Consider the following 25181-nt stretch of genomic DNA (forward strand, 5'->3'; position numbering starts at 1 on the left):
GCGGTGCGAAAGGCAGAAACGCATATGAGCAGCTTCGACCGCGAGAAATTTCTTATCCCAATCGCGCATCGCGGCTTGCATGACGAGCGCCAGGGCCGCATCGAGAATACGGCGCCGTCGTTTCTAGCGGCGATCCAACATGGCTTCGGTATCGAATGCGATATTCGTCCAGCCGCCCTAAGCCGACCGGTGGTATTTCACGATCCGACCACAGAACGACTTCTGGACGAAACGCGCACCGTCGCAGATCTCACCCAAGACGATCTTGCAAGGCTGCGCTACCGAGACGGGAAGTCTGCGATACTCACCTTCGACGAATTTCTCCAACTCGTCGAAGGGCGCGTTCCGCTTCTTGTTGAGATCAAATCCGAATGGAGTGCGCCTGACGCGGTGTTTCTCAAGGAGGTCATCCGCCTCATACGGGCTTATTCTGGCCCTTTAGCGCTTATGTCTTTTGACCCAGCCATTCTAAGCTTTGTCCGAGCTCTTGAGCCCACCATTCCCCGCGGCATGATTGCCGCCGCGACAGGCCCGGAAGATCCCCTGGCGCGAATAGTCGGCGCAGAACGCGCATCGGACCTTTCCAACCTCTTGGAATCTGGCCCGCCCGCACCCGACTGTTACGCCTACCGCGTGTGCGATCTCCCCACCCCCGTGACACGTTATGCAAGAGAGGTTCACGGCCGCCCGTTCTTTGCCTGGACGGTCCGTTCCCCCGAAGATTTCAGGACTGCAGCGCGTTGGGCTGACGCCCCAATTTTTGAAGGGCTTTTGCCTCCGGAAAGAACGCCTTAGTAAACTCCGCGCGCCCGTCTTGCCTGACGGATCGAGTTGGCCATCGAGCGATTGCGCCGCTGCTGATAGCTGCGCGCGCTTTTGCGCTCGGGCGTCTTATGTGTTGACACACGCCCCCGTGAAGTCGCCGGACGATCCGCAACAGAAAGTTTTGCGTCCACATCCTGCCCGCCCTTTTCCGTCCGCAAACTGATCTGGACGAGCTCAGGCGAAGCCGCACGGATCACGAACTCTGAAGTCGGATCCCGCAACCTTGTTGCAGATCCGATAGGCTGAAGCTTTAGGAGAGCATTCGAACCCGCCCTGATCGGAAGAAGTTCGGGCAATTCGGCCTGCATCAGCGGCTGCTTCTTTTCGTAGTTCTTCACAACCGCCACCGGCTCGATCTCTATGGGGCGAGGACCACCCAACGCCTGACGGCCCTCAAAGTCAGGACGTCGCGCGATCGAACCCGTCACAAGGTCCATCATAGGCCGCGATGCCGTCTGTCTTACGGCCTCCTGCACAATAACGACCACTGGCCCGGCTATGGACGCGGTTTTGACATCGCGAACAATATCCACACCCGTCGTACGGGCGCTCTCAGCAACCCGCGCAGCCGGAAGATCCGGATCAGGACGCCTAACAGGCAACCATTGGGCTGTCAGGATATCTTGTGACCGCAGCACTCTTTCCGGAAGCGGCACGGATGCCAAGAGTCTGACACCGCGCTCTGGCAGCGGAATTATCTTACGCGATATACTGCGCACGATTTTCGGAGACGACGTCAATGCTACAGCCGTCTGAGGCGACGCGACTTCAAGCGCCGTAGGCGGGCGGCCATCGATAAAACCAACGGGCGTTTCAAGCGTCCCATCGGGATTAGACCGGCGGCTATCAACCCAGGTAAAAGGCAGCAAGGGCGTGAAGACCCGGCCGCTGACCGACCCTGCAGATACCGCAAACGTTGCGAGATATCCCCATGTGCTGAGCGCGACCATCGCACACGAAATCAGCACCAGCCCCACTTGCATAACTCACACTCCCTAGATGCTAGGGCCGCCTCCATCTCGTGACTACCGCCCAGCCGCACGAAAAGATGACCATCACGAAAGCTTGCCCGAACCCCGGCGCATGCGCAATGATGTTGGTCGGCCTTTCCCCGGCAATGAAGCATTTGCCCCCAGGCGGCTTTCACGCCCTTGAAAATCTAGGCCTGCGAGAAACCAGAAAATCCTCGATCATGGACCAATCTCCGACAGTCAAGATCGTCGTCCACCCGTCGATCGCTGAAATCAGCCCAGACGATTGGGACGCTTGCGCCAATCCCATCGCTGATCGCTTCAATCCGTTTGTCAGCCACGCCTTTCTCCATATTCTGGAAGAAGCCGGATGCGTTGGACGGGCAGCGGGTTGGATACCGCAGCATCTCGTTCTCACGGGAAGCGAAGGAACTGTCGACGGCGTCATGCCCTGCTATGTCAAAACCAATAGCCGTGGCGAATACGTTTTCGATTATGCATTCGCTGACGCCTATCAACGCGCTGGTGGAGCGTACTACCCGAAGCTTCAGTGCGCAGTCCCCTTTACACCGGTCCCTGGCCCACGCGTCATGGCGCGTCCCGGACCAGATGCCGAAGACAATGAGCGGATACTGACCCGAGCGGCGATGCAGCTGGCCCAGCGTCTGGAGCTCTCCTCACTTCACATCACCTTCCTGGAGGCCGATGCATGGAAACGGCTTGGAGACGCAGGGCTGCTGCAGCGAACCGACCAGCAATTCCATTTCGCCAATGACGGCTACGAAACGTTCGACGATTTTCTAGCATGCCTGGCATCCCGCAAACGCAAGGCAATCCGCAAAGAACGGGCGACCGCACTCGAGAGTGGCATCACCATTGAACATCTCAGTGGCGGCGACATTAGCGAAGCCCACTGGGATGCCTTCTACGCGTTCTACACAGACACCGGCGATCGCAAATGGGGAAACCCGTACCTCAATCGGCGCTTCTTCTCTCTTCTCGGAGAACGCCTCGGTGATCATTGTTTGCTGGTCATGGCCAAACGAAACGACCGCTATATCGCCGGCGCGCTCAACCTTATCGGCGGGGACTGCCTCTACGGCCGCTACTGGGGCACGATTGAACATCACCCCTTTCTGCATTTCGAAGTCTGCTACTATCAGGCCATCGAATACGCGATTACGCACAGCCTTAAGCGTGTTGAAGCCGGCGCACAAGGCGACCACAAGTTGGCGCGCGGTTACCTTCCAACCACCACATACTCATTGCACTGGTTCGCTGATCCTGGGCTCTCCGCAGCAGTTGAGCGCTATCTGATTAGCGAACGCCGCGAAGTTGCAAAGATCGGTACGGCTCTATCCAAATACGCACCCTTCAAGAAAACGGCGTGCGAAGACGAACCCCATTGACCGGGGCGGCCCTGCGCCTTAGCTCTGCAAGGAAATATTGAGGAGGAAGCGCATGAGCAACGGTGCTTACGACGACAACAACATTTTCGCGAAGATCCTGCGCGGCGAAATCCCATCTCATAAGGTCTTCGAAGATGAAGTCGCCGTGGCCTTCATGGACGTCATGCCTCAGGGCACCGGACATACGCTCGTCCTACCCAAAGCCGCCTCACGCAACCTTCTCGACGCCGACGAAGAAACCCTCACGGCTTTAATGCCGCGCGTCCAGAAAATCGCGCGTGCCGTGCAGAAAGCCTTCAATGCCGAAGGCGTCACCATCATGCAGTTCAACGAAGGTGCCGGTGGCCAGACCGTGTTTCACCTCCACGTTCACGTCATCCCGCGCTTTGAAGGCGTTGCGCTCGCGCGGCATTCGGATCAAATGGAAAAGCCAGAAGTTCTCGCAGAAAACGCCGAAAAAATTCGGGTGGCACTGCAAGGCCAATAGCTTTTGCGCAGGCCAGGCGAACGCGAAGGCTAATGCGCTATAAGAAGGACCCAATGCGCCATGGCCAGTCTGCTCATTATCGGGGCCAGCCGCGGCATCGGCCTTGAAACGGCCAAAGCGGCTCTTGCTGCCGGGCACCGCGTGCGCGCGTTCGCCCGCTCGGCATCGAATATTCCTCTCAGCGATAAAAATCTCGAAAAGTTTCCAGGCGACGCGCTCTCTGCCAACGATGTAGCACGCGCACTCGACGACGTGGACGTAGTCGTCCAGGTGCTCGGAGCCGACATCGGCCCGGGCACGATCCTTGGCGGAACGACCCTCTTTTCCGACTCCACACGCATCCTTGTCGACGCCATGCAGAAAAGCGACGTGAAGCGGCTGATCTGTGTCACAGGCTTTGGTGCGGGCGATAGCCGCGACGCGTTGGGTCCTCTCTACCGCCTCGCGTTCACATTCACACTTCGCCGCATCTACGACGACAAAGATGTGCAGGAGCAGATCATCAAGGCATCGGACCTCGACTGGACCATCGTCCGGCCGGGATTGCTCCGTGACGGCCGGGCAACGGGCCTCTACCGCGCTCTAACCGATCCCAAGGACTGGCAGCTGACCACCATCCGTCGCACGGACGTCGCACGCTTCTTGATTGATGAAGTGGAACAGAACGCGTTCTCGCACAAAACTCCGGTTCTCATTTCATAAAGAAGTCAGCGAGAACCAGCAGGACAGCGGCCCCACCAACGCCAGCGGCAAGATTGCGGCGCGCGGCAAAGTAAACAGCTATACCGCCCAGGACAGAACCTATCCGAATTTCAAGGCCGATATGCGCCAGCTCGCCTGCCGGAAATAACAGAAGCCGCATGACAAGTGCCGCAACGAGTGCGGTCGCCACCGCACGCACCCAAACGAAAATCTCGCTGTCAGCAGCAACCCGTCGTCCGAGATAAAGACCCATCCAGCGCAAGGGTTCGTGAGCCAACATCGCCACGACCAGAAGGACCAGCGCGGCCTGATAAGTCGAAAGGAAGTCGTTCATTCCTTACCAGGCTCCCACAGCTTCTTCTGATATCTACCCGCCACGAATGCCAGTGTGCCGCCAACAAGCCCGCCAAGGAGCAAATCGAAGCCAGGAACAAGCACGTAGAAGACCGGCCCAAGCATCGTCCCGAAGGTGAGAGCGAGAAAATCCACGCTGGACCGTGCCGTCGCGACCAACGACAGAAAAAAGTAAATCGGCGTGAGAAACAGAAGCGCGGCAGACAGTATGGGCGGCACTGAACCGGCAATGAGAAAACCGAGAGCAGCTCCCACCAGTGTGGCAAGAACAAACCCCGTTCCAAGCCCGATGAAATAGCTGAGCCTCAAAGCAGCAGGCCGCGAGGGCAACCGCCGCATCCCCTCAATCCACGCGGTGACCGCTATGAAATGCACCGCCACCACCTGCCGCCAATTGGTCCTTTCCTCTTTGATGAGAGGCATCAATGCGACGGTCATCGGCAACAGCCTGATAGCGGTCAGTGCCACTGCAAACGTACCCGCCATAATAGACCCGCCGCGGGCCAACTGATCCATCATGACCACTTGCGCAGGCAGCGCGAAAAAAATTCCCATCATGAATACGGTATTGAAGAGCGACATGCCGGCGTCGCGCGCCAACGCCCCAAAACCAGCAGCGCTTGCAAACAAGATGAGACCGGGAATGCTGAATGTCCCCAGCAGCCCGCTGCCAAATGCAGCGAGCTGGTGGCTGCGTCGATTTTCTCTCACGCGTCAGTGCCCAAAGAAGATTCGGCCATCCGCGTCAGGCACCGTATGGAACATGACATCAAACTGCGCGACATGGGCCTTGACCTCTTCATCGTGGAGCGACCCGCTCGTAGCGAAAATCGCCTTGACCTTACGCCGCGCCAGCTGATCCAACGCATCAGCAAAAGAGAAATACGAGTCACTCACTACCGCAGCCCCTTTCAGCATATTGGAGCGTTTGGCTGCACGGGCCTGGATAATCGCAAGATCACTCGCTGCTGCTCGCTCCGGTTGACCCGACGCGTTCGCAACGAGCAACCCCTCGTTAGCAATCGTAATGCAGTTGCTTGCGCTCGCCGCGCAGATCCCCCAGGCTAAGCACATGTCGCGCTTGAGCTGATCGTCCCAATCCTCTGGGAACTTGGGAACAAACGGATTGGGTTCCTGTGACAGCGTAGCTCCGCGGACCGTCCGAGAGACCGGTTCCAACTGAACATTATCGCGATGAAGCGACGCCAAGGCGGGATTGGCGAGAAGATGTGTCTTGCCCTTCTTCCGGACAAAATACGGAATGACGTCAGGGTCGACAGAGGGTGCAGCAATCCCCTCAAATGGTCGATCCGGTCCCATCCACTGCCGAACCTTGTAAGCGACAGGCTCACTCAGCGCGACATTGGTAACGAGAAACGAGCCGAATGCAGCGCGGAAGTTACTCTGTATCGCCTTGTTAATGACCTGATCTGAACTCCCGACAGCTGCCGAAAACGGACAGCTGTGCGTGACCAGAACAGCAATCGTCGGCACTGAGCCGACATTCACATCAAACGCGGCCGCAATCCGCGTAATTGCCTCGATGCCCGCATCCAGATCCCGAATGCTCGACCAGCTCATGTCCCGCGCGCCGGTAAAAGCGGGCTGACCATGAGGATCGGTAAACTTGCCGATTGCGAGAAGATCCTGGCTCCCGTCATCGGAAGCAATCCACGCCTGCTGTTGTGGATTCTCACCGTACTTGAGTGCCTGCCTGCTCATCTCTGATTTGCTCCTCTAGCGAACGGAGCGCTATCACACCGCGCAGTGGCAGCAAAGGCAATGCCTCAGCTCGAAAGTCTTATCCCGGCATGGGAGCTATGCATCCGTGGAAGAGGCAAATAAAGAAGACGGCCCGTTTCCGAGCCGCCTCTTCGCACACCACGATATGCAATTCGTAAAGCTTAAAGGTTATTCACCTTTCTTACGAGGGACACTCGGGACAGCACCGGTGCCGCCACCGCGCGAGGATTTCTCCTTGCGCCCGCCTTTGGGACCAGGAAGCGCTTTGCGCGGCGAAGCCTCAACAAGCACCGCCTGTGGTTCCTCGTCGCCCTCGTCCTCTTCTTCCTCGTCATACGCCGTACCCTTGGACCTCTTTTCCGAAGGGTCTGCGGCAAGGAATTCGAAGCCAAGCTTCCGATCAGGGCCTTCGCCTTCGACGACCACCTTGACGGTACCGCCATTCTCGAGCTTACCGAACAACAACTCGTCCGCGAGTGGCCTCTTGATGTTCTCCTGGATCACACGAGCCAGAGGCCGCGCGCCGAATTTCTCATCGTAGCCCTTTTCACCGAGCCACTTCGATGCGTCTTCGCTGAGTTCGATCGTGACACCGCGATCAGCAAGCTGTGCCTCAAGCTGGAAGACGAACTTCTCGACGACCTTCGCTATCACCTCAGGGGACAGTCCCGAGAATGGAATCACAGCATCGAGCCGGTTTCTGAATTCCGGCGTAAACAGCTTATTGATCGCTTCGGTATCTTCACCCTCGCGCTTACTGCGATTGAAGCCCATCGGCGGCTTGGCCAGATCACTGGCCCCAGCGTTCGATGTCATGATCAGGATCACATTGCGGAAATCGACAGACTTACCGTTGTGGTCCGTCAACCTACCGTGGTCCATGACCTGCAGCAGGATGTTGAACAGATCCGGATGAGCTTTCTCGATTTCGTCGAGCAGAAGCACACAATGGGGATGCTGGTCCACACCGTCTGTAAGCAGGCCACCCTGATCGAAGCCGACATAGCCCGGAGGTGCGCCGATTAGCCGAGAAACTGTGTGCTTCTCCATGTATTCCGACATATCGAAGCGCAGCAGTTCAACACCCATCAGACTAGCGAGTTGCTTGGCCACCTCGGTCTTACCGACACCGGTAGGACCGGAGAACAGATAGCTACCGATCGGCTTTTCAGGCTCGCGCAGTCCGGCTCGCGCAAGCTTGATTGCACTGGCCAGCAATTCAATCGCCTTATCCTGCCCGAAGACGAGCCGCTTCATATCGCGATCAAGCGCGATAAGAACCTCGGCATCAGACTTCGTAACCGTCTTGGGCGGAATACGCGCCATCGTCGCGACCGTCGCTTCGACTTCTTTGACGGTCACACGTTTCTTGCGCTTCTCCTCCGGCAACAACATCTGTGAAGCGCCAGTCTCGTCGATCACGTCGATTGCCTTGTCCGGCAACTTTCGATCGTTGATGTAACGCGCCGACAGCTCAACCGCCGCCCGCACGGCCGGCAGCGTGTATTTGATCTTGTGGAACTCCTCGAAATAAGGCTTCAGACCTTTCAGGATCTCCACCGAGTCTTCAATCGTCGGCTCCTTCACGTCGATCTTCTGGAAGCGACGGACGAGCGCACGATCTTTCTCGAAGTGCTGGCGATATTCCTTGTAGGTCGTTGAACCGATGCAGCGTACCGTGCCGGACTGCAGCGCAGGCTTGAGCAGATTGGATGCATCCATCGCGCCACCCGACGTAGCCCCCGCACCAATCACGGTGTGGATTTCGTCAATGAAGAGGATCGCACCCGGGTAGTTTTCGATCTCCTTCATCACCGCCTTCAGGCGTTCCTCGAAGTCGCCGCGATACCGTGTGCCGGCCAACAGCGAACCCATATCGAGAGAGAAGATCGTAGCACCGCGAAGAACCTCGGGAACTTCGCCGCGAATTATCTTGCGAGCAAGACCTTCCGCGATCGCCGTCTTACCGACACCCGGATCACCGACAAACAACGGGTTGTTCTTCTGCCGGCGGCACAGAACCTGGATGGTACGCAGAACCTCCTGTTCACGGCCGATAAGCGGATCGATCTTGCCGTCGCGCGCCTTTTTATTGAGGTTCACACAATAGCTGTTGAGCGCGTCCTGGCCGGGCTTTTTCTCCTCGGCGGCTTCGCTCTCCTCATCGACGCCGCGCACGGACCGAGGCTCAGACATCCCAGCACGTTTAGCAATACCGTGGCTGATGTACTGAACCGCGTCGAACCGCGTCATCTCCTGCTCCTGCAGGAAGAACGCCGCATGGCTCTCGCGCTCAGCAAAGATGGCGACCAAAACATTGGCGCCCGTCACCTCTTCACGCCCGGAGGACTGTACATGCACGACAGCACGGTGAATGACACGTTGAAAGCCGTTCGTCGGCTGAGCCTCGTCCAATGTTTCAGAGACGAGCGCACCTAATTCTGAATCGAGATATTCGCTGACGCGTCCGCGTAGTGTGTCTAAATCGACGTTGCAAGCACGCATAACACCCGCCGCATCGCGATCATCTACGAGCGCCAAGAGCAGATGCTCTAACGTTGCAAACTCATGTTTACGCTCGTTTGCATATTCGAGCGCGCGATGCAGGGCTGCTTCAAGACTTTTCGAGAACGATGGCACGAGAACCTACTCTTTCTCCATTGTGCATTGCAGGGGATGCTGGTGCTGGCGGGAAAAGTCGGTCACTTGCGTCACCTTCGTTTCCGCGACTTCGTATGTATAGACGCCGCAAATGCCCACCCCCTTGTGGTGCACGTGCAGCATAATGCGGGTGGCGTCCTCCCTCCCTTTGTTAAAAAACCGTTCCAGGACATGAACTACGAACTCCATGGGAGTATAATCGTCATTCAGCAATAAAACCTTATATAGGCTCGGTTTCTTCGTTTTGGGGCGCGTCTTGGTGACGAGGCCGGTCCGACCTTCATTGTCGTCACCTCCCTCACCACCTTCGGACCCGTTGGGTCCGGCCATTTGAATCGGGCTCTTAAGTTCGATCATCGCCGCCTCGAACGGCACGCCGGATACGACGTGCATCGTCTCAAATCATCTGTTCGCGTCGGGAACCCCCGAGCATCTCATCTTCTTACCGGCTTGCTAGCGCCGCACTCAACACTATTGCCGCTTTAAACACTGCCATCTCGCGAAGGGCAGCCGGTATGTAATTCGTTGTCCCGCCTGCTAAGATGGGTACACATGTCGACACAAAAAAGGCCCGGCTCGAGCCGGGCCGTCGCGTAGATTATAAAGCGCTCGCGAACCCGGCTCAACGGCCGCCTGATAAGATCTTATCCATTGGGGAATAGGCCTGCTTGGCCAAACTCGCATACATTTCACCAACCTTGGTCATCTGATGCATATATTCGTCGCAAGCACGCTTGGCGTAGTTCGACTGAATCTCGACAGCCTGCTCAAATGACTTCGCAGTCATCAGCTTACCAAACGTCGCCGTACCGTCTTCCAACGAGCGCTTTGTAAAATCCGTCATTTCAGCGCCAATGGCCTGCCAGCCCCTGGTCCAGTCGTCCATCAGCTTCGTCACCGAATCCATGTTCTGCTCGCCGAGCTTTTGGAAAGCCTCGAAGTTCTTTGCCGCATTAACATCCATGTTCCACTCCGTATTCGGAAGAGATTTCTCGGAAAATAAGGGGTGGACGACCGCACCCCTGGCAGCTCGAAACCTGATATTTGCAACGCACAACCGCAGATTCAAACATTTTTTTTGCACTGCACAAGGAGCAAGCGAGCACGGCAGGCCGATGTTAACGAAAACTTGGGCACCTCGAGTCTATGCAATTGACAGGCTGGGATTCGGACCAGCGAGGGACTTAACGCGCCGCAAAGACGTCAAAAAACCGTGGTCTGCCAGTCTGTGGAATGATGGGAGATTCGGAGCAAACGCAGGCGAAGACGCACTCTGGCGTGAGGCCATTTGGTGCGCATCAGAAGAAGTTGGCAAGGAAACCTTAGCGGTCGATGGCCAGAAATTTCACACGTCATACCGGCAAAAAAGCCTCAGACAGGACGTCACTTTATAGTGCCGTTCTGACCGTTTTGACGTTGGCTTGTGCAATCCTGGTTTCGGATGTGCAGGCAGCCAACGCCGAAAAGCATGCCGCGATGGCCATGGACGCCAACACCGGCAAAGTGCTGCACAACAGCTCTGGGGACGAATTGCGTCACCCTGCTTCGCTTACGAAAATGATGACGCTGTATATGGCCTTCGAACTCATTGAAGCAGGAAAGCTCAGCTACGGTACAAAAATCCGGTTCAGCGCGCAGGCCGCCAGCCAACCCCCTTCGAAACTCGGCCTAGACGTCGGGGAAAGCATCCGCCTGATCGATGCCATCAAGGCTCTCATTACAAAGAGCGCGAACGATGTGGCGTGCGCGGTCGCAGAACATATCGGGGGCTCTGAAACCCGCTTCGCCCGCCTTATGACGGAAAAGGCACGCGCGCTTGGCATGAAACGGACCGTCTTTAAGAACGCATCTGGCCTGCCGAATGAGGATCAGGTGACGACCGCACGCGATATGCTCACACTGGCGATGCGGCTTCAGGACGATTTTCCAAAGCACTACGAGCTTTTCAAAACGCAGACGTTCTCATACCGGGGCAAGACCTACCGCAACCACAATAGGCTCTTGGGCAAGATCCGTGGCGTCGACGGCATTAAGACTGGTTACATCCGCGCTTCCGGTTTCAATCTCGTTTCGTCGGTAAAGCGGGACGGTAAATACGTCGTCGCAGCAGTATTCGGCGGGCGCACATCCAAGACGCGCAACGCCGAAATGACGAGCCTGCTTTACAAGTCCCTCAAGCGAGCTTCTACGCACCAGACGCGTAAGCCGATGTTGGTCGCTACACCTAAGCCTATGATGCGCCCATCAATTCCGCCACGCCGTCCTGTTCTTGCTGAACCCATTGAGGTCGGACGCGCCGAACCTCAGATCGCGATCGCGCGCGTGCGTCCGAACGATGTTGTGCAGGGCCGCCCCACGCCATCGCCCGCCTATGCGAATCGCCCTTCACAGCATCAACCCACCAACGAACCACCCGGACGCGCCCCAGGCACGCTGCAGGATCAATTGGCTCTATTGCTCGCCCGTAGCGGCGTCGTGGACGATACAAGCGGCGAAGGGTCACGAGAAGAACCAGAGCAAAATGTGCGAGGCCAGGTGCAAGGTCGGGTACCGAACGGCCCTTATCAGGTTCAGGTGGGCGCCTTTGGATCACGTCAAGAAGCCGAACAGAGCCTGGAAGCCGTAATCCGACGGACCAACAGACTACTCGCCGACTACGTTCCCATTACAGAACCCGTAAACAATGGTTCACGAACCCTCTATCGCGCACGCTTCGCAGGCTTTGGGCAAGCGGCGGCAACGTCAACGTGCCACGAACTACGAAGCCTTCAAATCGACTGCTTCGTCACGAGCCAGCGCTAGACAAATGCGTTGGCTCCTGTGAGGCGACTATTGCGAAATATTCGCCAAGAGCACTTCCTTGGCTTCGTTAATTTTTGACGCAAGATAGGTGGAACCACCGCGATCGGGGTGAAGCTTGACGATAAGCTCGCGATGCGCGCGCCGAACCTCGTCACGACTGGCACCATGGCGAAGCCCGAGAATTTCGTAAGCCTCTGCCACAGTCATGCGGCCATCCGGCCCATTCATTTCTCTTTCTCCGCGCGCCATGTCTTCGCGCCACTTCGGATACGCCCGATCAAGATAAGCTTCGATCAATTGGGCGGAGCGAGGATCATCCGCCCGTGCATCCTGCCACAGCAGAGCAAGCTCTGCTGCCTCCAGCGTCTCGATGCGCCGCCCCTCAAAGAGACCGCGGATCACGCGCCCACGAATTTCACCGGTATCATGATCAAGCTCCATCTCGAGAAAATCGGTGGTGACCTGCGATGTCTGCCCGCCCGATTTACGTGTTCTTGGCAGCGAACCGCTGCCGAACAGCAGCCAGATCCCAAATAATCCTACGGGCGCCGCGTATCCGATGCCTCCGCGCAAAGCCAGCAGACCAGCGACAGCGAGCGCAATGACCCCGGCCGCCCGCTTGAGCTGCACAGCCAGCTTCCCCGGGTTTGCCCCAGTAAAGCCGTGCACAGCGATAAGCACCAAAGCAAGTAGCGCTAAACCTAGAAGAAGGAATTGCATCAGCGCATTAACAGGGTCCCGCGCCCTTTCAAGTTGAAACGGAATATCGGAAAGCACACGCGTGTAAGGCGATCACAAAACAGGTTGGCAAGGCCTACACCAAAGCGCAATGCGGCAACACCCTCAGCGTTACGACGCCGCCGGTTTCATTTGTTGTAACAACGCACGAGCTCCACTTCCCGACCGTTCCGAGCTAAGTCGTTGCAACGCTTCGCGGCCACCCGCAGCATACACAGCAACCGCCGCCAGCAACTCACGTAGCTGCACTGCCGAACCGGCATCAAACCGGCACCAGGCACCACCCGTCAATCGGCAAATCTCCTTGAACGCACGTTCCGCTACCGGATCATAGCCCTCCTGAAACAGGAACACCGGCATCCCAAGCAACCCGAGCTCGCCGGCACGCGCACAAAGCTCATCAACGCTTTCTTCCATGCTGTCGCCGACATACACCAACGCATTAACCTGTTTTTTGTCGGTTTCCCGCCTCGCGTGGGTCAAAACCTTACCGATCTGCGTGCGTCCCCCCTGGCAACCAACCTGCGTCATCAGGCGCTGCAAAGCCATGGGATCACTCACCCACTTTGAAGCCCTGCATTCGCCAAACCCGCGAAAATAAACTAACTGCACGTCAAGACCGCCGATCTGATCGACGGCGGCAAACATCTCCGACTGCAACTGCATGGCCATGTCCCAGGTGGGCTGGCGGCTCATCGTTGCGTCCATGGCGAATATCAGACGCCCCCGCCCGGTATTTTGGGTGCGCGGTGCCACCTTCATCTTTGCGAGAAAATCCGCCACCTCTTGATCCGAGGATCTCTCGGTATCCGGCAGTCGATCAGACGCGCGATCAGCGGGTACACTCGCCCCCGTAACATCCTCGGGAATGATCTTCGTATCGCGCTTATCCTTGGTGGTCATGAAGCTCTATCCTTCGCAAAGCGAAAGGCCGCAGAATGGGCAACCTCCTGCTAAGGTGGCCACACCCCATCAGGTTGGCAAGTCACGGGGCTGCCATCAAGATTTAGGCTTCTCCGTTTCCAGCGCGTAAAAGGTCGAGATTACCCCCAGTCGCGGTGATATCTGTGGAGCGAACTCTTTCAGTCGCAAACCGTTGCACGTAATTTGGACCACCAGCCTTCGGCCCCGTCCCTGACAAGCCCTCACCACCAAACGGCTGAGCACCGACGAGCGCGCCAATCTGGTTGCGGTTAACGTAGAGATTCCCGACCTTCGCCCGCCGGGCAACATGGTCAGCGACGGAATTGATCCGGCTGTGTAACCCCAACGTCAGGCCGTACCCAGTGACATTGATCGCGTCGATCACCTTATCCAGCATGCCGCCCTGATAACGGCCGACATAAAGAATGGGCCCAAAAACTTCGCTCTTGAGAATGTCAATCCGCTCGATCTCATAAGCTGCCGGGCTGACGTACGTCCCCGCCCTGCAGTCCTCCGGCATACCTCCATCGGCAATCAACTGAGCCTCACGGCCCAAATGCAGCTTATGCGCGTCCAGCGTATCTTGAGCCTGCTCGTCAATAACCGGTCCGATATCCGTCGCATAGTCCATCGGGTCCCCTAAACTAAGTTCCTCGATGGCCCCCGCGAGCATGCTGAGTGTGCGCGGCGCAATGTCTTCGTGAACGAACAACATGCGGGCCGCAGAACAACGCTGTCCGGCACTGTCAAACGCCGATCGCATAACATCCCGAACAACCTGTTCGGGTAACGCGCTAGAGTCAGCGATCATTGCGTTCAGCCCGCCGGTTTCCGCAATCAGCGGAACAATCGCCGCACGCCTGTCAGCAAGTCCCTTCTGAATGGCCCAGGCTGCCGCATTGGACCCCGTAAAGGCGATACCCTGAACACGCGGATCACGGACCAATGCCGCACCGGTCGTGCCATACCCTGGCAGCAGATGCAGCACACCGGCAGGCACACCGGCTTGATGCAACAACCGTGTTGCCAGAAACGCCGTCAGAGGAGTTTGTTCTGCCGGTTTTGCAAGAACAGGATTTCCTGCCGCCAGCGCCGCCGCGATTTGCCCCGTAAAGATTGCGATCGGGAAGTTCCAGGGACTGATACAGGCAAAGGGACCCCGCGCCCGATACGTCATTTCATTGCGCTCGCCGGTAGGTCCGGGAAGCGAAATCGGTCCGCTGAAAAGTCGTCTCGCCTCGTTGGCGTAGTACCGCAGGAAATCAACGGCTTCGCGGACGTCATCATGCGCTGCAGTGACTGTTTTTCCAGCCTCGCGGACAATGACCGCCATCAACTGCGTACGCTGGCTTTCGAACAAGTTGGCCGCACGCTCTAGAATGCGCGCGCGCTCGTCCACAGGTGTAAGGTCCCATGCCTCCGCATTCCGGCAGGCACTCGAAATAGCCGCTTCGATATGGTGAGCATCACTCCAGTGAACCTGGCCGATATCCTGGCGGTGATCATGCGGGCAAACCATACGATGAGGTCTGGCATCACCAAGTGTCAGCTCACCGTCGATCAACGGTCCAACTTCGAAAGGCGAGAGAAGAGCACTCGCCATGCCCGAAAGCAGTTCACTTCGTACCGTGCGATCAGCCAGGGCGAGCCCGGCACTTGCACGGCGATGCGGTTCGAAAATGTCGCGCGGACGCGGAATGGGGTTAGGCTGAGCAGGTCCCGTTCCATCGCGCTCACTTTGCAAAACCGCAACCGGATCACGAACGATCTCAGCGATTGGTGCATCTTCGTCCGCTAAACGGTTGACGAACGACGTATTAGCCCCGTTTTCGAGAAGCCGGCGTACAAGATACGGCAACAAATCTTCATGGCCGCCAACAGGCGCATAGATCCGGCAGACCGAGCCAAGCCGACTATCGCCCACCACTTCCTCATAAAGCGCCTCTCCCATGCCATGCAGCCGCTGAAATTCAAACGGCGTGTTCGCCGCCGCCACGTAAACGGCGGCAAGGGATTGCGCGTTATGCGTCGCAAACTGCGGGTAGAACGCCTTGCGATCAGACAGGAGGAAGCGGACGCCGGAGATAAACGAAAGGTCGGTATGCAGCTTGCGAGTGAATACCGGGTAGTCCCGCAAGCCCAACTCCTGAGCCCGCTTGATTTCGCTGTCCCAATAAGCCCCTTTCACCAGCCGCACCGGAATGCGCTGACCGCCCCGTTCAGTAAGACGTCTCAGCCATCGCAACTGAGGCATCATGCGCTTAGAATACGCCTGAACGGCAAGACCAAGACCATGCCACCCATGCAGCGCCGGGTCCTCATAGGCGCGACCAAACATGCGCAGCTGAAGTTCGAGACGATCTTGCTCCTCAGCGTCAATCGTCACGGAAATGCCCTGCTTACGCGCCTCCGTGAACAACCTCATCAGCTTCGGTAACAACTCATCGTCAAGGCGCGCCTCTTTGCCGGGCTCATAACGCGGATGCAGCGCAGACAGCTTCACCGATAAGCTCGGGCGGCGCATCAACGTGTCAGGATGCTGCGTCATCACTGGCCCGGTTGTCGCCGCGATCGCATCCAGAGCGGACATATATCTGTCGAAATAGCGGTCTGCGTCGGCCTGCGTGCGCGCGGCTTCCCCCAGCATATCGTAGGAGAACATGTAGCCACGCTCTTGCAGCGGCTGAGCACGCGCTAGGGCATCTTTAATAGTCCGCCCAAGCACGAACTGATCTCCAAGGATGGAGACAGAACGCCGGATTGCCTGTCGGATAACGGGCTCGCCAGAACGCCCGACCAGCCGCTTCAACACACTGATCGGGCTCGCGCCCTTAGCATCGCGCAATTTTACGACACGGCCCGTGAGCATCAGCCCCCAGGTGGAAGCGTTGACAAACATGCTGTCGGAATGACCGAGATGTTTGTCCCAAGCGCCTTCACCAATTTTTTCGGCGATCAATTGATCCTGCGTCTCATGGTCGGGAATACGCAACAGCGACTCCGCCACGCACATCAGGATCGCGCCTTCCTCGCTGGAAAGCCCGTATTCCCTCATAAACGCGTCGACGCCGCCAAATTTATGCCGATTGGCGCGCGCGCAATGCACGAGTTGACGCGCAACCTCACTCACGCGCCGACGCTCGCCGTCGTGCAGTTCGCTTTCCGCTAGCAATTCCGCGACAAGCCGCTGCTCGTCAGCTAAATGTGCAGCTGCAAGATCCTTATCGGGCGTTGTAAGATCGAGAGCCGAAATCGTCGGCCCGCCGATAGCAAGCGGACTATCCATAACCGCCACCCTGCCGTCCCTTCGTTCGATTTTGTTGAGAACGCAAGACGACTCACCGTGTAAATTTTCGTTAGCATATCAGATAACTATTGGTGCGCCGAACATCGAAAGGTGGATGAAACGTGGCACAACCCCCAAAAAAGACTGCGCGCAAACGCACCGCGAAGCTCTCGGGCACCGGCCTGAAGGCCGAAAAGAAGAAAGCGGCAGCGGATGTCGTCGAGAAACCCGCAAAATCTCACACGGCCAAGGGCACTCAGTCCGCCCCCCGAACATCCGATAAGAAAAAAACGTCAAACGTAGAAATCATACGAACCGTCGCCGATCTGCGCCAGGCGACAGCGCCTTGGCGCAGAAAAGCTGAGCCGATCGCCCTCGTGCCGACGATGGGCGCGTTACACGCGGGCCACATTTCGCTGGTCCAGGCGGCCAAGAGAGCCGCGAAACACACGATTGTATCTATCTTCGTCAACCCAACTCAGTTCGCGCCGAATGAAGATCTCGACCGTTACCCGCGAGATGAAGACGGTGATGTTGGCCGTTTGCGCGAGAACGAAGTCGATATGGTCTGGGCCCCGCCAGCCGAAGAAATGTACCCGGAAGGATACTCGACCTATGTATCCGCAGGTTCGACCGCGAACGGACTGGAAACCGATTTCCGCCCCCACTTCTTCCAGGGCGTCGCCACCATCGTGCTGAAATTGTTGAATCAAGTCGCTCCCGACTACGTGACGTTCGGCGAGAAGGACTATCAACAGCTCTGCGTGGTTCGGCAGATGGTCCGCGATCTCAATGTTCCAACGGAAATCATTGCGGTTCCGACCGTGCGTGAAAAAGACGGCTTGGCGCTTTCTTCGCGTAACGCCTATCTCGCGCCGCGCGAACGCGAAGTCGCCCCCCACCTTCATCGCACGATCTACGAAGTGGCCGATGCCGCAAAGACGGGAAATCTCGGCGTTCTACGCGCAGATGCAGCAATGAAATTACTCTCGCTCGGCTTCAACAAAGTGGACTACGTCGAAATACGTGATGCTGAAACATTAGGCACGTTTGATCCCTCATCCGGCCGCCCGGGACGGGTTCTCGCCGCCGCCTGGCTTGGCCGTACTAGGCTCATCGACAATGTCTCCATATCGCCATAAGCCATTGCAATATGGTCACACGTAATATCAGGGACAGGGGATATTTCGCGACGTCACCGTGACTTGATGGCGCTTGCCAAGCCGCCCTCCCCCGTGCCAACTCTGCCGCAACCATACCAGCCGACGGATTCGTGCCGCGCTTTTTAGTGACGCGTCAGCAACGGCGCCCCTTTTCGTCGACCGGACGAACAATGCGGACGATACGCGATGGCCAAACCACAAACGATCGACCTCTTTTCGAGCTCCGAGACCGAATTGAAAGAAAAACAGCCGCGCGGCCGCAAATCGACGGACGCCTCCGATAATTACACCGCAGCTGACATCGAGGTCCTTGAGGGCCTAGAGCCCGTACGCCGTCGCCCCGGTATGTATATCGGCGGCACGGACGAGAAGGCGCTGCATCACCTGTTCGCCGAGATCATCGATAACTCGATGGACGAAGCGGTGGCCGGTCACGCCAGCTACATCGAGGTCAATCTCGGCGCCGACGGCTATCTTACCGTTGCGGACAATGGGCGCGGCATTCCCGTCGACGCGCACCCCAAATTCAAATCGAAGTCGGCGCTCGAAGTCATCATGACGACCTTGCACGCTGGCGGTAAATTCGACGGCAAGGCGTATCAGACCTCCGGTGGTCTACACGGCGTCGGCGTCTCCGTCGTGAATGCACTTTCCGAAATCCTCGAGGTCGAGGTCGCACGCGGCCAGCAGCTTTACCGGATGGTATTTTCTCGCGGCAAGCCGCAGTCAAAACTGGAAAAACTTGGCGCGATCAAAAACCGCCGCGGCACCAGGGTTCGCTTCAAACCCGACGAGCAAATCTTCGGTAAAGGCACAGCTTTCAAACCCGCGCGCCTCTTCAAGATGGCCCGTTCCAAAGCCTATCTGTTCGGCGGGGTCGAAATCCGCTGGTCATGCGATCCGGAACTCATCAAGGATGACACACCGGCCCAGGCCGTCTTCCACTTCCCCGGCGGCCTGCGCGATTATCTCCAAGAGACCATCAACGGCCTTACGCTGGTTACCAACGAGCTGTTCGCAGGCCGCATTGAAAAACCCGGCGGACACGGATCGGTCGAATGGGCTCTGGCCTGGATCGGCAACGCTGACGGCTTCATGAATTCCTATTGTAATACGATCCCAACGGGTGAGGGTGGCACACATGAAGCCGGTCTCCGCGCTGCCCTGATGAAAGGCCTGCGTGCCTACGGCGATCGCGTCGGCAACAAGAAAGCCGCTCAAATCACCGCCGACGACGTCATGGTCACGGCCGGATGCATGCTCTCGGTGTTCATCCGCGAACCCGAATTCCAAGGCCAGACCAAGGATAAACTGGCAACACAGGAAGCCTCTCGCATCGTCGAAACGACGGTTCGCGATTCATTCGATCATTGGCTCGTCGATCGCCCACAACAAGCTAACAAGCTGCTCGAATGGGTCATAGAACAAGCCGAAGAGCGCTTGAAGCGCCGCCGCGATAAGGAAGTCAGCCGCCAATCCGCCACACGCAAATTGCGCCTGCCCGGCAAACTGGCGGACTGCACGATACGGTCCGCCGAAGGCACAGAAATTTTCATCGTCGAAGGCGACTCGGCCGGCGGCTCTGCCAAGAGTGCGCGCAACCGCGAAACCCAGGCGATCCTGCCGCTGCGCGGCAAGATCTTGAACGTCGCCAACGCGTCCGCAGCTAAGCTGGCCCAAAACCAGCTTCTATCGGATCTGATACAGGCCCTCGGCGTCGGCTTGGGCAAACACTACCGGGACGATGATCTGCGCTACGAGCGCGTGATTATCATGACCGATGCCGACGTTGACGGCGCCCACATTGCATCCCTGCTGATCACGTTCTTCTTTCAGCAGATGCCCGAACTCATCACCAAGGGACACCTGTTCCTGGCGGTGCCGCCGCTCTTCAAGTTGACCCATGGAGCCAAGTCCGTCTACGCACGCGACGAAGACCACAAGAATGCGCTTTTGAAGTCCGAGTTCAAAGCTGGCGCCAAGGTTGAAATCAGCCGGTTCAAAGGTCTCGGCGAGATGAATTCGGGCCAGCTCAAAGAAACGACGATGGACCCGAAGGTCCGCACGCTCCTGCGCGTGGTCATCGACGACGAAAGCAATGAAATCGTTTCTGAAGCGGTGAACGCTTTGATGGGCTCCAAGCCCGAAGCACGGTTCAGGTTCATCCAGGATCGGGCAGCATTTGTAACGGACTTGGACGTTTAGTCCGTCATGCGGGAGGGTGAAGCGTCCCTCTCGCCTTTAGCGTTCTGCAGCTAACGCGTCACGCGCGAACTCGTAACCCGCCCAGCGCAATTCGCTATGACGTGACCAGTCGAGCAAACTGGCATCAGTAGGCACCGCAAACGACAAGAGCCGATCCCCCGGCAGCAGATCAGCCGCAATATCCTGCGTCTCACGCATCAGGCTGCGCATCAAAACCGCTTGAGGCCCCGGAGCCTTCGGCCATGACTTCGCCAAGCCAGGCCAGAGCATGCCCCCAATGAGACCAAGCCGCGACGGCAATGCAACATCGCCATTGTACCGCGTGCCCACATTCGGGACCTGAAGATCGAGCACCACATTCGGTCCTGTTTTGATTTTGCGCATAGCGGCAAGCGGCACATTCTCGATAAGGCAGCCGTCAACCAGCATCTCGCCTTCCGGCGTGTACATCGGCGGCAAAAGCGCAGGAATTGCCGACGAAGCCCGGACCGCGGCCCACAAAGGCCCGGAGCGAATGATCTCGACCGTATTGCGTGAAAGGTTGGTCGCCACTGCGAAATAGGGTGTCCACAAATCTCGGACATCCTCGCACGAGAAATGCTCCACCAGCGCGGCTTCAAACACCTCCTGGTCGAGCAGGCTGTAACGTGGCCACGTCCACCGCCCCATCGCCTTGCGCTTCACGAAGATGTCGTGCGTCAGCTGATCGATATCGGCCGGACTGACACCAAGCGCAAACGCCGCCGTCATCGCCGCGCCGCCACTGGTGCCCCCCATGATGTCGAAGGTATAGCCAGCTTCCAGCAACGCTTGATACATGCCGATGTGCGCAGCAGTGAGCGCCCCACCACCACACGCGACAAGACCTAGCGCCTCACCATCAATGAAGCGCATCAGCCGGCCGAAGTCGCTCTTGTCCCCCAACACCAAATGATGATGCGCGTCGATCCATCGCCTCGGATCGAGCCACAACGGCGTCCCCGCCACCGCGTCGCGCTTGGAGTGAAGAAGAACAAGGCGAACATTGCACGAGTCATGCAGCGAAGTGACGACACGCTCCAACGCGTTGGGAGTACGCGCAGCAGACTCAGTAACAGCCGCCTCGCCAATCAGAAGCACATGATCGGCTTGTCGAAGCGCTTTCTCCGACCAGGCCGTGAGCTCGTGGTCGCAGACGTAGAAAATGCGGCGATACCGCCGCTCGAGATCATTGAACCACCCGGTCTCTGCCGAAGTGGCAAATGTCTCATCTGCCTTGATTGCATCGACGGCTCGGCCGTGATCGAGGATCAGGGTATCGCGAGCGCCCGCAAAGTACTCACGCAAACCAGCGATGAACTGAGGTGAAACAGGGCCAGCTCCAGCGCGACAAACAGCGATTGTCTGAGGCGCCGCATAACGATCGACACACCGCCCAATGGTCGTGCGCGCCAGCCGCGTCGCAAGGGCTTTGGCAACACTCTGCCAGATCGATGGCAATTGCCCCGCAAGTTCGGCAAAGTCGGCGCGCGTCAGAACCAATACGATGCTGTCACGCTGAGCGCGCACGTTAGCGGTTCGGCGTCCGCCTCCGAAAAAAGCGATCTCCCCGATCGGTTGCCCCACACCGATCTCGGCGATAATGGACGCCTCACCATCGCGAATAACCGCGAACCGGCCTGAAACGACGATATACAGCGCATCCGCCTCTTCACCCTCACGTATAAGGAGGGTCCCGCGCGGCACGGTCATGGAACTTAGTCGGTGTTCCAGTTGCATACGCTCGGCAGCGGAAAGTTCCTCGAAAACCTCAATCTGAGAAAGGTCTGGCTCGGAAGGCATGGCCATACCGCACTCCCTCTAAGCCCGATTGAGTAGACGACACGCACCACTCAGACACGGCTCCAACGAGCCCACGGATGAGCGGATTTTCAGGCATTCTCAATAATCAAGAAAGCAAAAACAGCGCTCAGGCATTCCTCGTTAGGAATAATTTTAGTTCAAACGGACAGAGTAAGCGCGCGGGACGCCCAGGTGTTGCGAACCGCGAGTGAGTTTGGAGTATTGCGTACCAATGGCTGCTTTTGCCCACGGGTCTATGGCCCTTGCGCCATCAAACGTGAATTGCAACGAGAGCAGCAGCGACGCTCCGGCGCCAACGGAGCGGACATGCGTGGAAGCTCCAATCACGCCGAGCCCCAGCAAAACAGTATCTAAAGACTTTTTTCACCTGATCGGTGACGCGGACTTCGAGCCGCCGGCGAACGTCATTCTGAGCTCCTATGCCGATAATGATGACGCGAACGCTGCGCACCTTTTGAACGCCGGAGAGACAAAAGAATTCCCCCTTTCGGGGTCAACGACCGCCGCTGGGTCTCTCATGGCGGGATCTGACTTCACGGCGACCACATGTGTCAGCGAGGTCTCATTCGAAGGCATGTCGTTTGCCGTTCCTGAAACCCGGCCCGTCCAAATCCCCGGGAACTTTGGCACACTCACAATTCGCGCAGATGGCACGTTTATTTATAGCCGGACCATTCATGACGAAGACTTTGCGGACGCCTTCACGTGCACGACAAAAGATGGCACGGAACGCCTGCGCGTCACTCTGCGAATTACGACAGAGCAAGAAAGTAAGACCAACCACGCGCGAACAGCTTGATTCCCCTTGCAACGCAATGCGTCAACCATCAGTTGCTGTTGCGCGATCACAACTCAGAGAAAGTTTGAGCTACAAGAGAATTGTCAAATACCCAGGCTACGGATATGCCGTTGACGGATTGAAACGGGCTTGGAGTTTTTCCCTATGAAGTTGGTTTTAAAGGCTGCCGCAAGCGCAGCGCTTATCGCCGGACTTGCCGTTTCGGCATCCGCACCCGCAGCTGCCGGTAACTGCTACAAATTCACGGGCAAGGGCTACGGTGTTGAAAAGACGATCGCCTGCTCGTTCGCAGACACTGCTCTTAAGCGTTCCATCGCTCGCTGGGCGCGCGAAAAGGGCGTGAAGCCTCACGTCGGACCGACCCATCACAAAACGAAATCAGACCGTGACCTCCTGGTTAAGTGCAAAGCCTGGGCACGCGTCTGTAAGTAAACTCAACGCAAGAGCACGAAAACAATTAGAGGGCTCGCAACCGATTCAATCTGGTTGCGAGCCCTCAGCTTATTTCCGGTCGCGAGCATTGCGGCCAATCTCAGTGATTGTTCAGAGATTCCTGCTTTTGAGCCGCAATCGCGTCCTTGTCGTTGACGCTGGCATATTCCAGCGTCGCGTCATCGACATATGCCGTATTGCCGGAGGGCGCGAAATCAGGCCCGAGGACATCGACAATCGTTGGGTTATCCTGCGTTCCCTTGTGAAGCGACCAGCCTTCGACAACCTGCGCACGCGATGAGTATTGCGCGTCCTTCTCAAGAAGCAGTTCGTGCAAACCCTTGAGCTTATAGTGGGGAACAGCCGCCATGAGATGGTGTGGCAAATGGTAATCCATGCCAAACGGGAACACGGCATAACGCACGAACGGATTAACAAGGAAAATGCGCGAATTCGTATAACGACCCCGATCGGCATTGCCATGCTGGACCCACTCCCGCAGAATCATGAATAACGGAAACGTCGAGAACAAGGGCAGGATCCAGAAAAGCCCGAAGTAGCCCCACATAGGCATACCGCCGCTGTAGTATTCCCCGAGGGTCAAACCGCTGTACAAAATAGCCATGAAGGACAAACGGCTGATAGCGGTCGCGCGATGCGAAATGATCGGGTCAAGCCGGCTCTTCGCGAAGGCGTCGTCAGGGATCACAGCGTAGTAGACGACGAGCACAGCTGTAGCGACGACGATGATGCCCATCGCCCAAGTCGTCATGGAAGCTGAATCTGCGTATCCGAGCTCTCCCGCAGACAACAAAGCGATCACGGCGAAGGGCACCATTACGGCATAGAGCACACCCCAACGGATCGCCCAGGGCGAACCTGGAGACTTAGGATCTGCATAGGGATTGGTGTCTACGCCCAAAGCGCTGTAGCGCGCGCGCGCCGCAATATAGCTAACCAAGAGAACGGGATTGAGCTGCCGGATAATCCCCCAAACGAGATCGATGTGCGCAACAGGGAAATCCAACCAGTGACCGGAATCTTTGGCTTGCGAGAAATTCGGATCACGCTCCGGATCATTGACGAATTGATGATGCGCAAGATGATGCAGCCGAAACGCATACGTAGACGTGTAAATCGGAAAGGCACCGAACCAATCCGAGGCCAGTTCGTTCAATTTGCGATTCTCAAAGAGAATAAAGTGCGTGCCTTCGTGCACAATTCCCCCGAGTTGGTGCTGGGAAGCCCCAATGACGAAAACCGCTACAACGACCATTGGAATATTCCACCACCATCCGAGTCCCTCCCACGCAACAACGGAGAAACTCCAGACTGTAAGAACAATAGTACCAATGATGATGGCCCATACCTGCGCGATGTACGCAAAGTTGGTGTAATTGTCGCGCTCTTTGAGCGACCGGATCACAGCACGATAATCGCGCTTCGTGTCCATATCTACGTCAGCATCAATACCGTTTTGGACGGCCGTGCTCTGAGATCCCATGACAGTACCCCGAGATCGTTTCTTCACTTCATTAGGCGCCGGGATTTGTGTCCCCGATCAGCGCCCTGGTCTAGCCCCATTACATCAACGTCTTAAAACAAAATATTAAACCTGCATCTCATTAAATCACATGCTTGGCTTAACGTGCGGGCTCTTGCCGCATCAAAAACTCGTGTAGCTGCGCGTTCTAGCCTTCGGCATCTGCCGAAAGTTCCCAGATCAACAAAGTTGTACGCAGCACTAGCCCCTCGCATCGGGTAAAACCGCGTGTAAATGGTGTTTGTTCCATCGCGGACAGACCATTCCAGACTTGGATTAAATGGCCCTTGCCATA

21 protein-coding genes are annotated in these 25181 nt (G+C 57.2%); 9 read left to right on the top strand and 12 right to left on the bottom strand.

The window, feature by feature from the left end:
• The first annotated feature begins 24 nt into the window (after positions 1–24).
• Entirely contained in the window at positions 25–795 is a 771-nt protein-coding gene (locus K5845_RS04160) for a glycerophosphodiester phosphodiesterase family protein (RefSeq protein WP_046475895.1), read from the top strand.
• Here the strand turns inward: K5845_RS04160 and K5845_RS04165 are convergent.
• The gene (locus tag K5845_RS04165; protein WP_046475892.1) at positions 792–1808 is read right to left on the bottom strand and encodes a hypothetical protein; all 1017 of its coding nucleotides are present in this window, start codon (positions 1806–1808) and stop codon (positions 792–794) included. The genes K5845_RS04160 and K5845_RS04165 overlap by 4 nt on opposite strands.
• 209 nt (positions 1809–2017) lie before the next feature.
• Here K5845_RS04165 and K5845_RS04170 point away from each other — a divergent pair, with 209 nt between their 5' ends.
• Genes K5845_RS04170 through K5845_RS04180 form a run of 3 tightly spaced genes read left to right on the top strand, consistent with a single transcriptional unit; the run spans position 2018 to position 4394 of the window.
• The gene (locus tag K5845_RS04170) at positions 2018–3205 is read left to right on the top strand and encodes a GNAT family N-acetyltransferase (protein WP_046479797.1); all 1188 of its coding nucleotides are present in this window, start codon (positions 2018–2020) and stop codon (positions 3203–3205) included.
• Between the two features lie 52 nt (positions 3206–3257).
• Complete coding sequence (locus K5845_RS04175) at positions 3258–3692, top strand: HIT family protein (protein ID WP_046475889.1); 435 nt, start codon at positions 3258–3260, stop codon at positions 3690–3692.
• A gap of 60 nt (positions 3693–3752) precedes the next feature.
• Positions 3753–4394 carry an NAD(P)-dependent oxidoreductase gene (locus K5845_RS04180; protein WP_046475884.1) on the top strand — a complete coding sequence of 214 codons (642 nt, stop codon included), beginning with the start codon at positions 3753–3755 and terminating at the stop codon, positions 4392–4394.
• On the opposite strand, the gene K5845_RS04185 is transcribed toward K5845_RS04180, so the two are convergent.
• The 6 genes from K5845_RS04185 to K5845_RS04210 form a co-directional block, all read right to left on the bottom strand.
• Positions 4384–4728 carry an AzlD domain-containing protein gene (locus K5845_RS04185; RefSeq protein ID WP_046475880.1) on the bottom strand — a complete coding sequence of 115 codons (345 nt, stop codon included), beginning with the start codon at positions 4726–4728 and terminating at the stop codon, positions 4384–4386. The two genes, K5845_RS04180 and K5845_RS04185, sit on opposite strands and share 11 nt — an antisense overlap.
• Positions 4725–5459, bottom strand: a complete 735-nt coding sequence (locus K5845_RS04190; protein ID WP_090227578.1) for an AzlC family ABC transporter permease — start codon at positions 5457–5459, stop codon at positions 4725–4727. The genes K5845_RS04185 and K5845_RS04190 overlap by 4 nt, the downstream gene beginning before the upstream one ends.
• 3 nt (positions 5460–5462) lie before the next feature.
• Positions 5463–6470, bottom strand: coding sequence for a hypothetical protein (locus K5845_RS04195; protein WP_046475868.1), 1008 nt, complete (start codon positions 6468–6470; stop codon positions 5463–5465).
• A gap of 189 nt (positions 6471–6659) precedes the next feature.
• Positions 6660–9131, bottom strand: coding sequence for an ATP-dependent Clp protease ATP-binding subunit ClpA (gene clpA, locus K5845_RS04200; protein ID WP_046475863.1), 2472 nt, complete (start codon positions 9129–9131; stop codon positions 6660–6662).
• Positions 9132–9137: 6 nt separating this feature from the next.
• Complete coding sequence (clpS, locus tag K5845_RS04205; protein ID WP_046479796.1) at positions 9138–9482, bottom strand: ATP-dependent Clp protease adapter ClpS; 345 nt, start codon at positions 9480–9482, stop codon at positions 9138–9140.
• Between the two features lie 292 nt (positions 9483–9774).
• Positions 9775–10116 (bottom strand): phasin family protein, encoded by a 342-nt coding sequence (locus K5845_RS04210; RefSeq protein WP_046475857.1) that lies wholly within the window; start codon positions 10114–10116, stop codon positions 9775–9777.
• A 368-nt stretch (positions 10117–10484) separates the two neighbouring features.
• Here K5845_RS04210 and K5845_RS04215 point away from each other — a divergent pair, with 368 nt between their 5' ends.
• Positions 10485–11954 carry a serine hydrolase gene (locus tag K5845_RS04215; protein ID WP_287958455.1) on the top strand — a complete coding sequence of 490 codons (1470 nt, stop codon included), beginning with the start codon at positions 10485–10487 and terminating at the stop codon, positions 11952–11954.
• A 27-nt stretch (positions 11955–11981) separates the two neighbouring features.
• Here K5845_RS04215 and K5845_RS04220 read toward each other — a convergent pair whose 3' ends face one another.
• From K5845_RS04220 to putA, 3 genes are all read right to left on the bottom strand, one after another.
• Positions 11982–12674, bottom strand: a complete 693-nt coding sequence (locus tag K5845_RS04220) for a DnaJ domain-containing protein (RefSeq protein ID WP_046475852.1) — start codon at positions 12672–12674, stop codon at positions 11982–11984.
• A gap of 129 nt (positions 12675–12803) precedes the next feature.
• On the bottom strand, positions 12804–13595 hold the full coding sequence (locus K5845_RS04225; RefSeq protein ID WP_046475847.1) for a hypothetical protein: 792 nt from the start codon (positions 13593–13595) through the stop codon (positions 12804–12806).
• A 103-nt stretch (positions 13596–13698) separates the two neighbouring features.
• Positions 13699–16902 carry a bifunctional proline dehydrogenase/L-glutamate gamma-semialdehyde dehydrogenase PutA gene (putA, locus tag K5845_RS04230; protein WP_287958456.1) on the bottom strand — a complete coding sequence of 1068 codons (3204 nt, stop codon included), beginning with the start codon at positions 16900–16902 and terminating at the stop codon, positions 13699–13701.
• Positions 16903–17024: 122 nt separating this feature from the next.
• On the opposite strand from putA, the gene panC reads away from it, so the two are divergent.
• Both panC and parE read left to right on the top strand, forming a co-directional pair.
• Positions 17025–18044 (top strand): pantoate--beta-alanine ligase, encoded by a 1020-nt coding sequence (gene panC / locus K5845_RS04235; protein WP_342027533.1) that lies wholly within the window; start codon positions 17025–17027, stop codon positions 18042–18044.
• Positions 18045–18251: 207 nt separating this feature from the next.
• Positions 18252–20270 carry a DNA topoisomerase IV subunit B gene (gene parE, locus K5845_RS04240; RefSeq protein WP_046475844.1) on the top strand — a complete coding sequence of 673 codons (2019 nt, stop codon included), beginning with the start codon at positions 18252–18254 and terminating at the stop codon, positions 20268–20270.
• A gap of 36 nt (positions 20271–20306) precedes the next feature.
• On the opposite strand, the gene K5845_RS04245 is transcribed toward parE, so the two are convergent.
• Entirely contained in the window at positions 20307–22097 is a 1791-nt protein-coding gene (locus K5845_RS04245) for a patatin-like phospholipase family protein (RefSeq protein WP_287958457.1), read from the bottom strand.
• Between the two features lie 226 nt (positions 22098–22323).
• Between K5845_RS04245 and K5845_RS04250 the strand changes: the two genes are divergently transcribed.
• Together K5845_RS04250 and K5845_RS04255 are read left to right on the top strand one after the other, a co-directional pair.
• Complete coding sequence (locus K5845_RS04250; RefSeq protein ID WP_287958458.1) at positions 22324–22911, top strand: VCBS domain-containing protein; 588 nt, start codon at positions 22324–22326, stop codon at positions 22909–22911.
• Positions 22912–23055: 144 nt separating this feature from the next.
• A complete protein-coding gene (locus tag K5845_RS04255; RefSeq protein WP_046475837.1) occupies positions 23056–23343 on the top strand; it encodes a hypothetical protein in 288 nt (95 codons plus the stop codon).
• A 100-nt stretch (positions 23344–23443) separates the two neighbouring features.
• Here the strand turns inward: K5845_RS04255 and K5845_RS04260 are convergent, their stop codons facing one another.
• Positions 23444–24847 carry a fatty acid desaturase family protein gene (locus K5845_RS04260; protein ID WP_287958459.1) on the bottom strand — a complete coding sequence of 468 codons (1404 nt, stop codon included), beginning with the start codon at positions 24845–24847 and terminating at the stop codon, positions 23444–23446.
• Between the last annotated feature and the right edge of the window lie 334 nt (positions 24848–25181).

The sequence above is a fragment of the Filomicrobium sp. genome (assembly GCF_025698805.1).
Classification (GTDB): domain Bacteria; phylum Pseudomonadota; class Alphaproteobacteria; order Rhizobiales; family Hyphomicrobiaceae; genus Filomicrobium; species Filomicrobium insigne.

What these genes read in the sequence shown, in the direction of transcription:
- K5845_RS04160 (WP_046475895.1), top strand. Translation starts at nt 25, where the DNA reads ATGAGCAGCTTCGACCGCGAGAAATTTCTTATCCCAATCGCGCATCGC.
- K5845_RS04165 (WP_046475892.1), bottom strand. Translation starts at nt 1,808, where the DNA reads ATGCAAGTGGGGCTGGTGCTGATTTCGTGTGCGATGGTCGCGCTCAGC.
- K5845_RS04170 (WP_046479797.1), top strand. Translation starts at nt 2,018, where the DNA reads ATGGACCAATCTCCGACAGTCAAGATCGTCGTCCACCCGTCGATCGCT.
- K5845_RS04175 (WP_046475889.1), top strand. Translation starts at nt 3,258, where the DNA reads ATGAGCAACGGTGCTTACGACGACAACAACATTTTCGCGAAGATCCTG.
- K5845_RS04180 (WP_046475884.1), top strand. Translation starts at nt 3,753, where the DNA reads ATGGCCAGTCTGCTCATTATCGGGGCCAGCCGCGGCATCGGCCTTGAA.
- K5845_RS04185 (WP_046475880.1), bottom strand. Translation starts at nt 4,728, where the DNA reads ATGAACGACTTCCTTTCGACTTATCAGGCCGCGCTGGTCCTTCTGGTC.
- K5845_RS04195 (WP_046475868.1), bottom strand. Translation starts at nt 6,470, where the DNA reads ATGAGCAGGCAGGCACTCAAGTACGGTGAGAATCCACAACAGCAGGCG.
- clpS (WP_046479796.1), bottom strand. Translation starts at nt 9,482, where the DNA reads ATGGCCGGACCCAACGGGTCCGAAGGTGGTGAGGGAGGTGACGACAAT.
- K5845_RS04210 (WP_046475857.1), bottom strand. Translation starts at nt 10,116, where the DNA reads ATGGATGTTAATGCGGCAAAGAACTTCGAGGCTTTCCAAAAGCTCGGC.
- K5845_RS04215 (WP_287958455.1), top strand. Translation starts at nt 10,485, where the DNA reads ATGGCCAGAAATTTCACACGTCATACCGGCAAAAAAGCCTCAGACAGG.
- K5845_RS04220 (WP_046475852.1), bottom strand. Translation starts at nt 12,674, where the DNA reads ATGCAATTCCTTCTTCTAGGTTTAGCGCTACTTGCTTTGGTGCTTATC.
- K5845_RS04225 (WP_046475847.1), bottom strand. Translation starts at nt 13,595, where the DNA reads ATGACCACCAAGGATAAGCGCGATACGAAGATCATTCCCGAGGATGTT.
- putA (WP_287958456.1), bottom strand. Translation starts at nt 16,902, where the DNA reads ATGGATAGTCCGCTTGCTATCGGCGGGCCGACGATTTCGGCTCTCGAT.
- parE (WP_046475844.1), top strand. Translation starts at nt 18,252, where the DNA reads ATGGCCAAACCACAAACGATCGACCTCTTTTCGAGCTCCGAGACCGAA.
- K5845_RS04245 (WP_287958457.1), bottom strand. Translation starts at nt 22,097, where the DNA reads ATGGCCATGCCTTCCGAGCCAGACCTTTCTCAGATTGAGGTTTTCGAG.
- K5845_RS04250 (WP_287958458.1), top strand. Translation starts at nt 22,324, where the DNA reads ATGGCTGCTTTTGCCCACGGGTCTATGGCCCTTGCGCCATCAAACGTG.
- K5845_RS04255 (WP_046475837.1), top strand. Translation starts at nt 23,056, where the DNA reads ATGAAGTTGGTTTTAAAGGCTGCCGCAAGCGCAGCGCTTATCGCCGGA.
- K5845_RS04260 (WP_287958459.1), bottom strand. Translation starts at nt 24,847, where the DNA reads ATGGGATCTCAGAGCACGGCCGTCCAAAACGGTATTGATGCTGACGTA.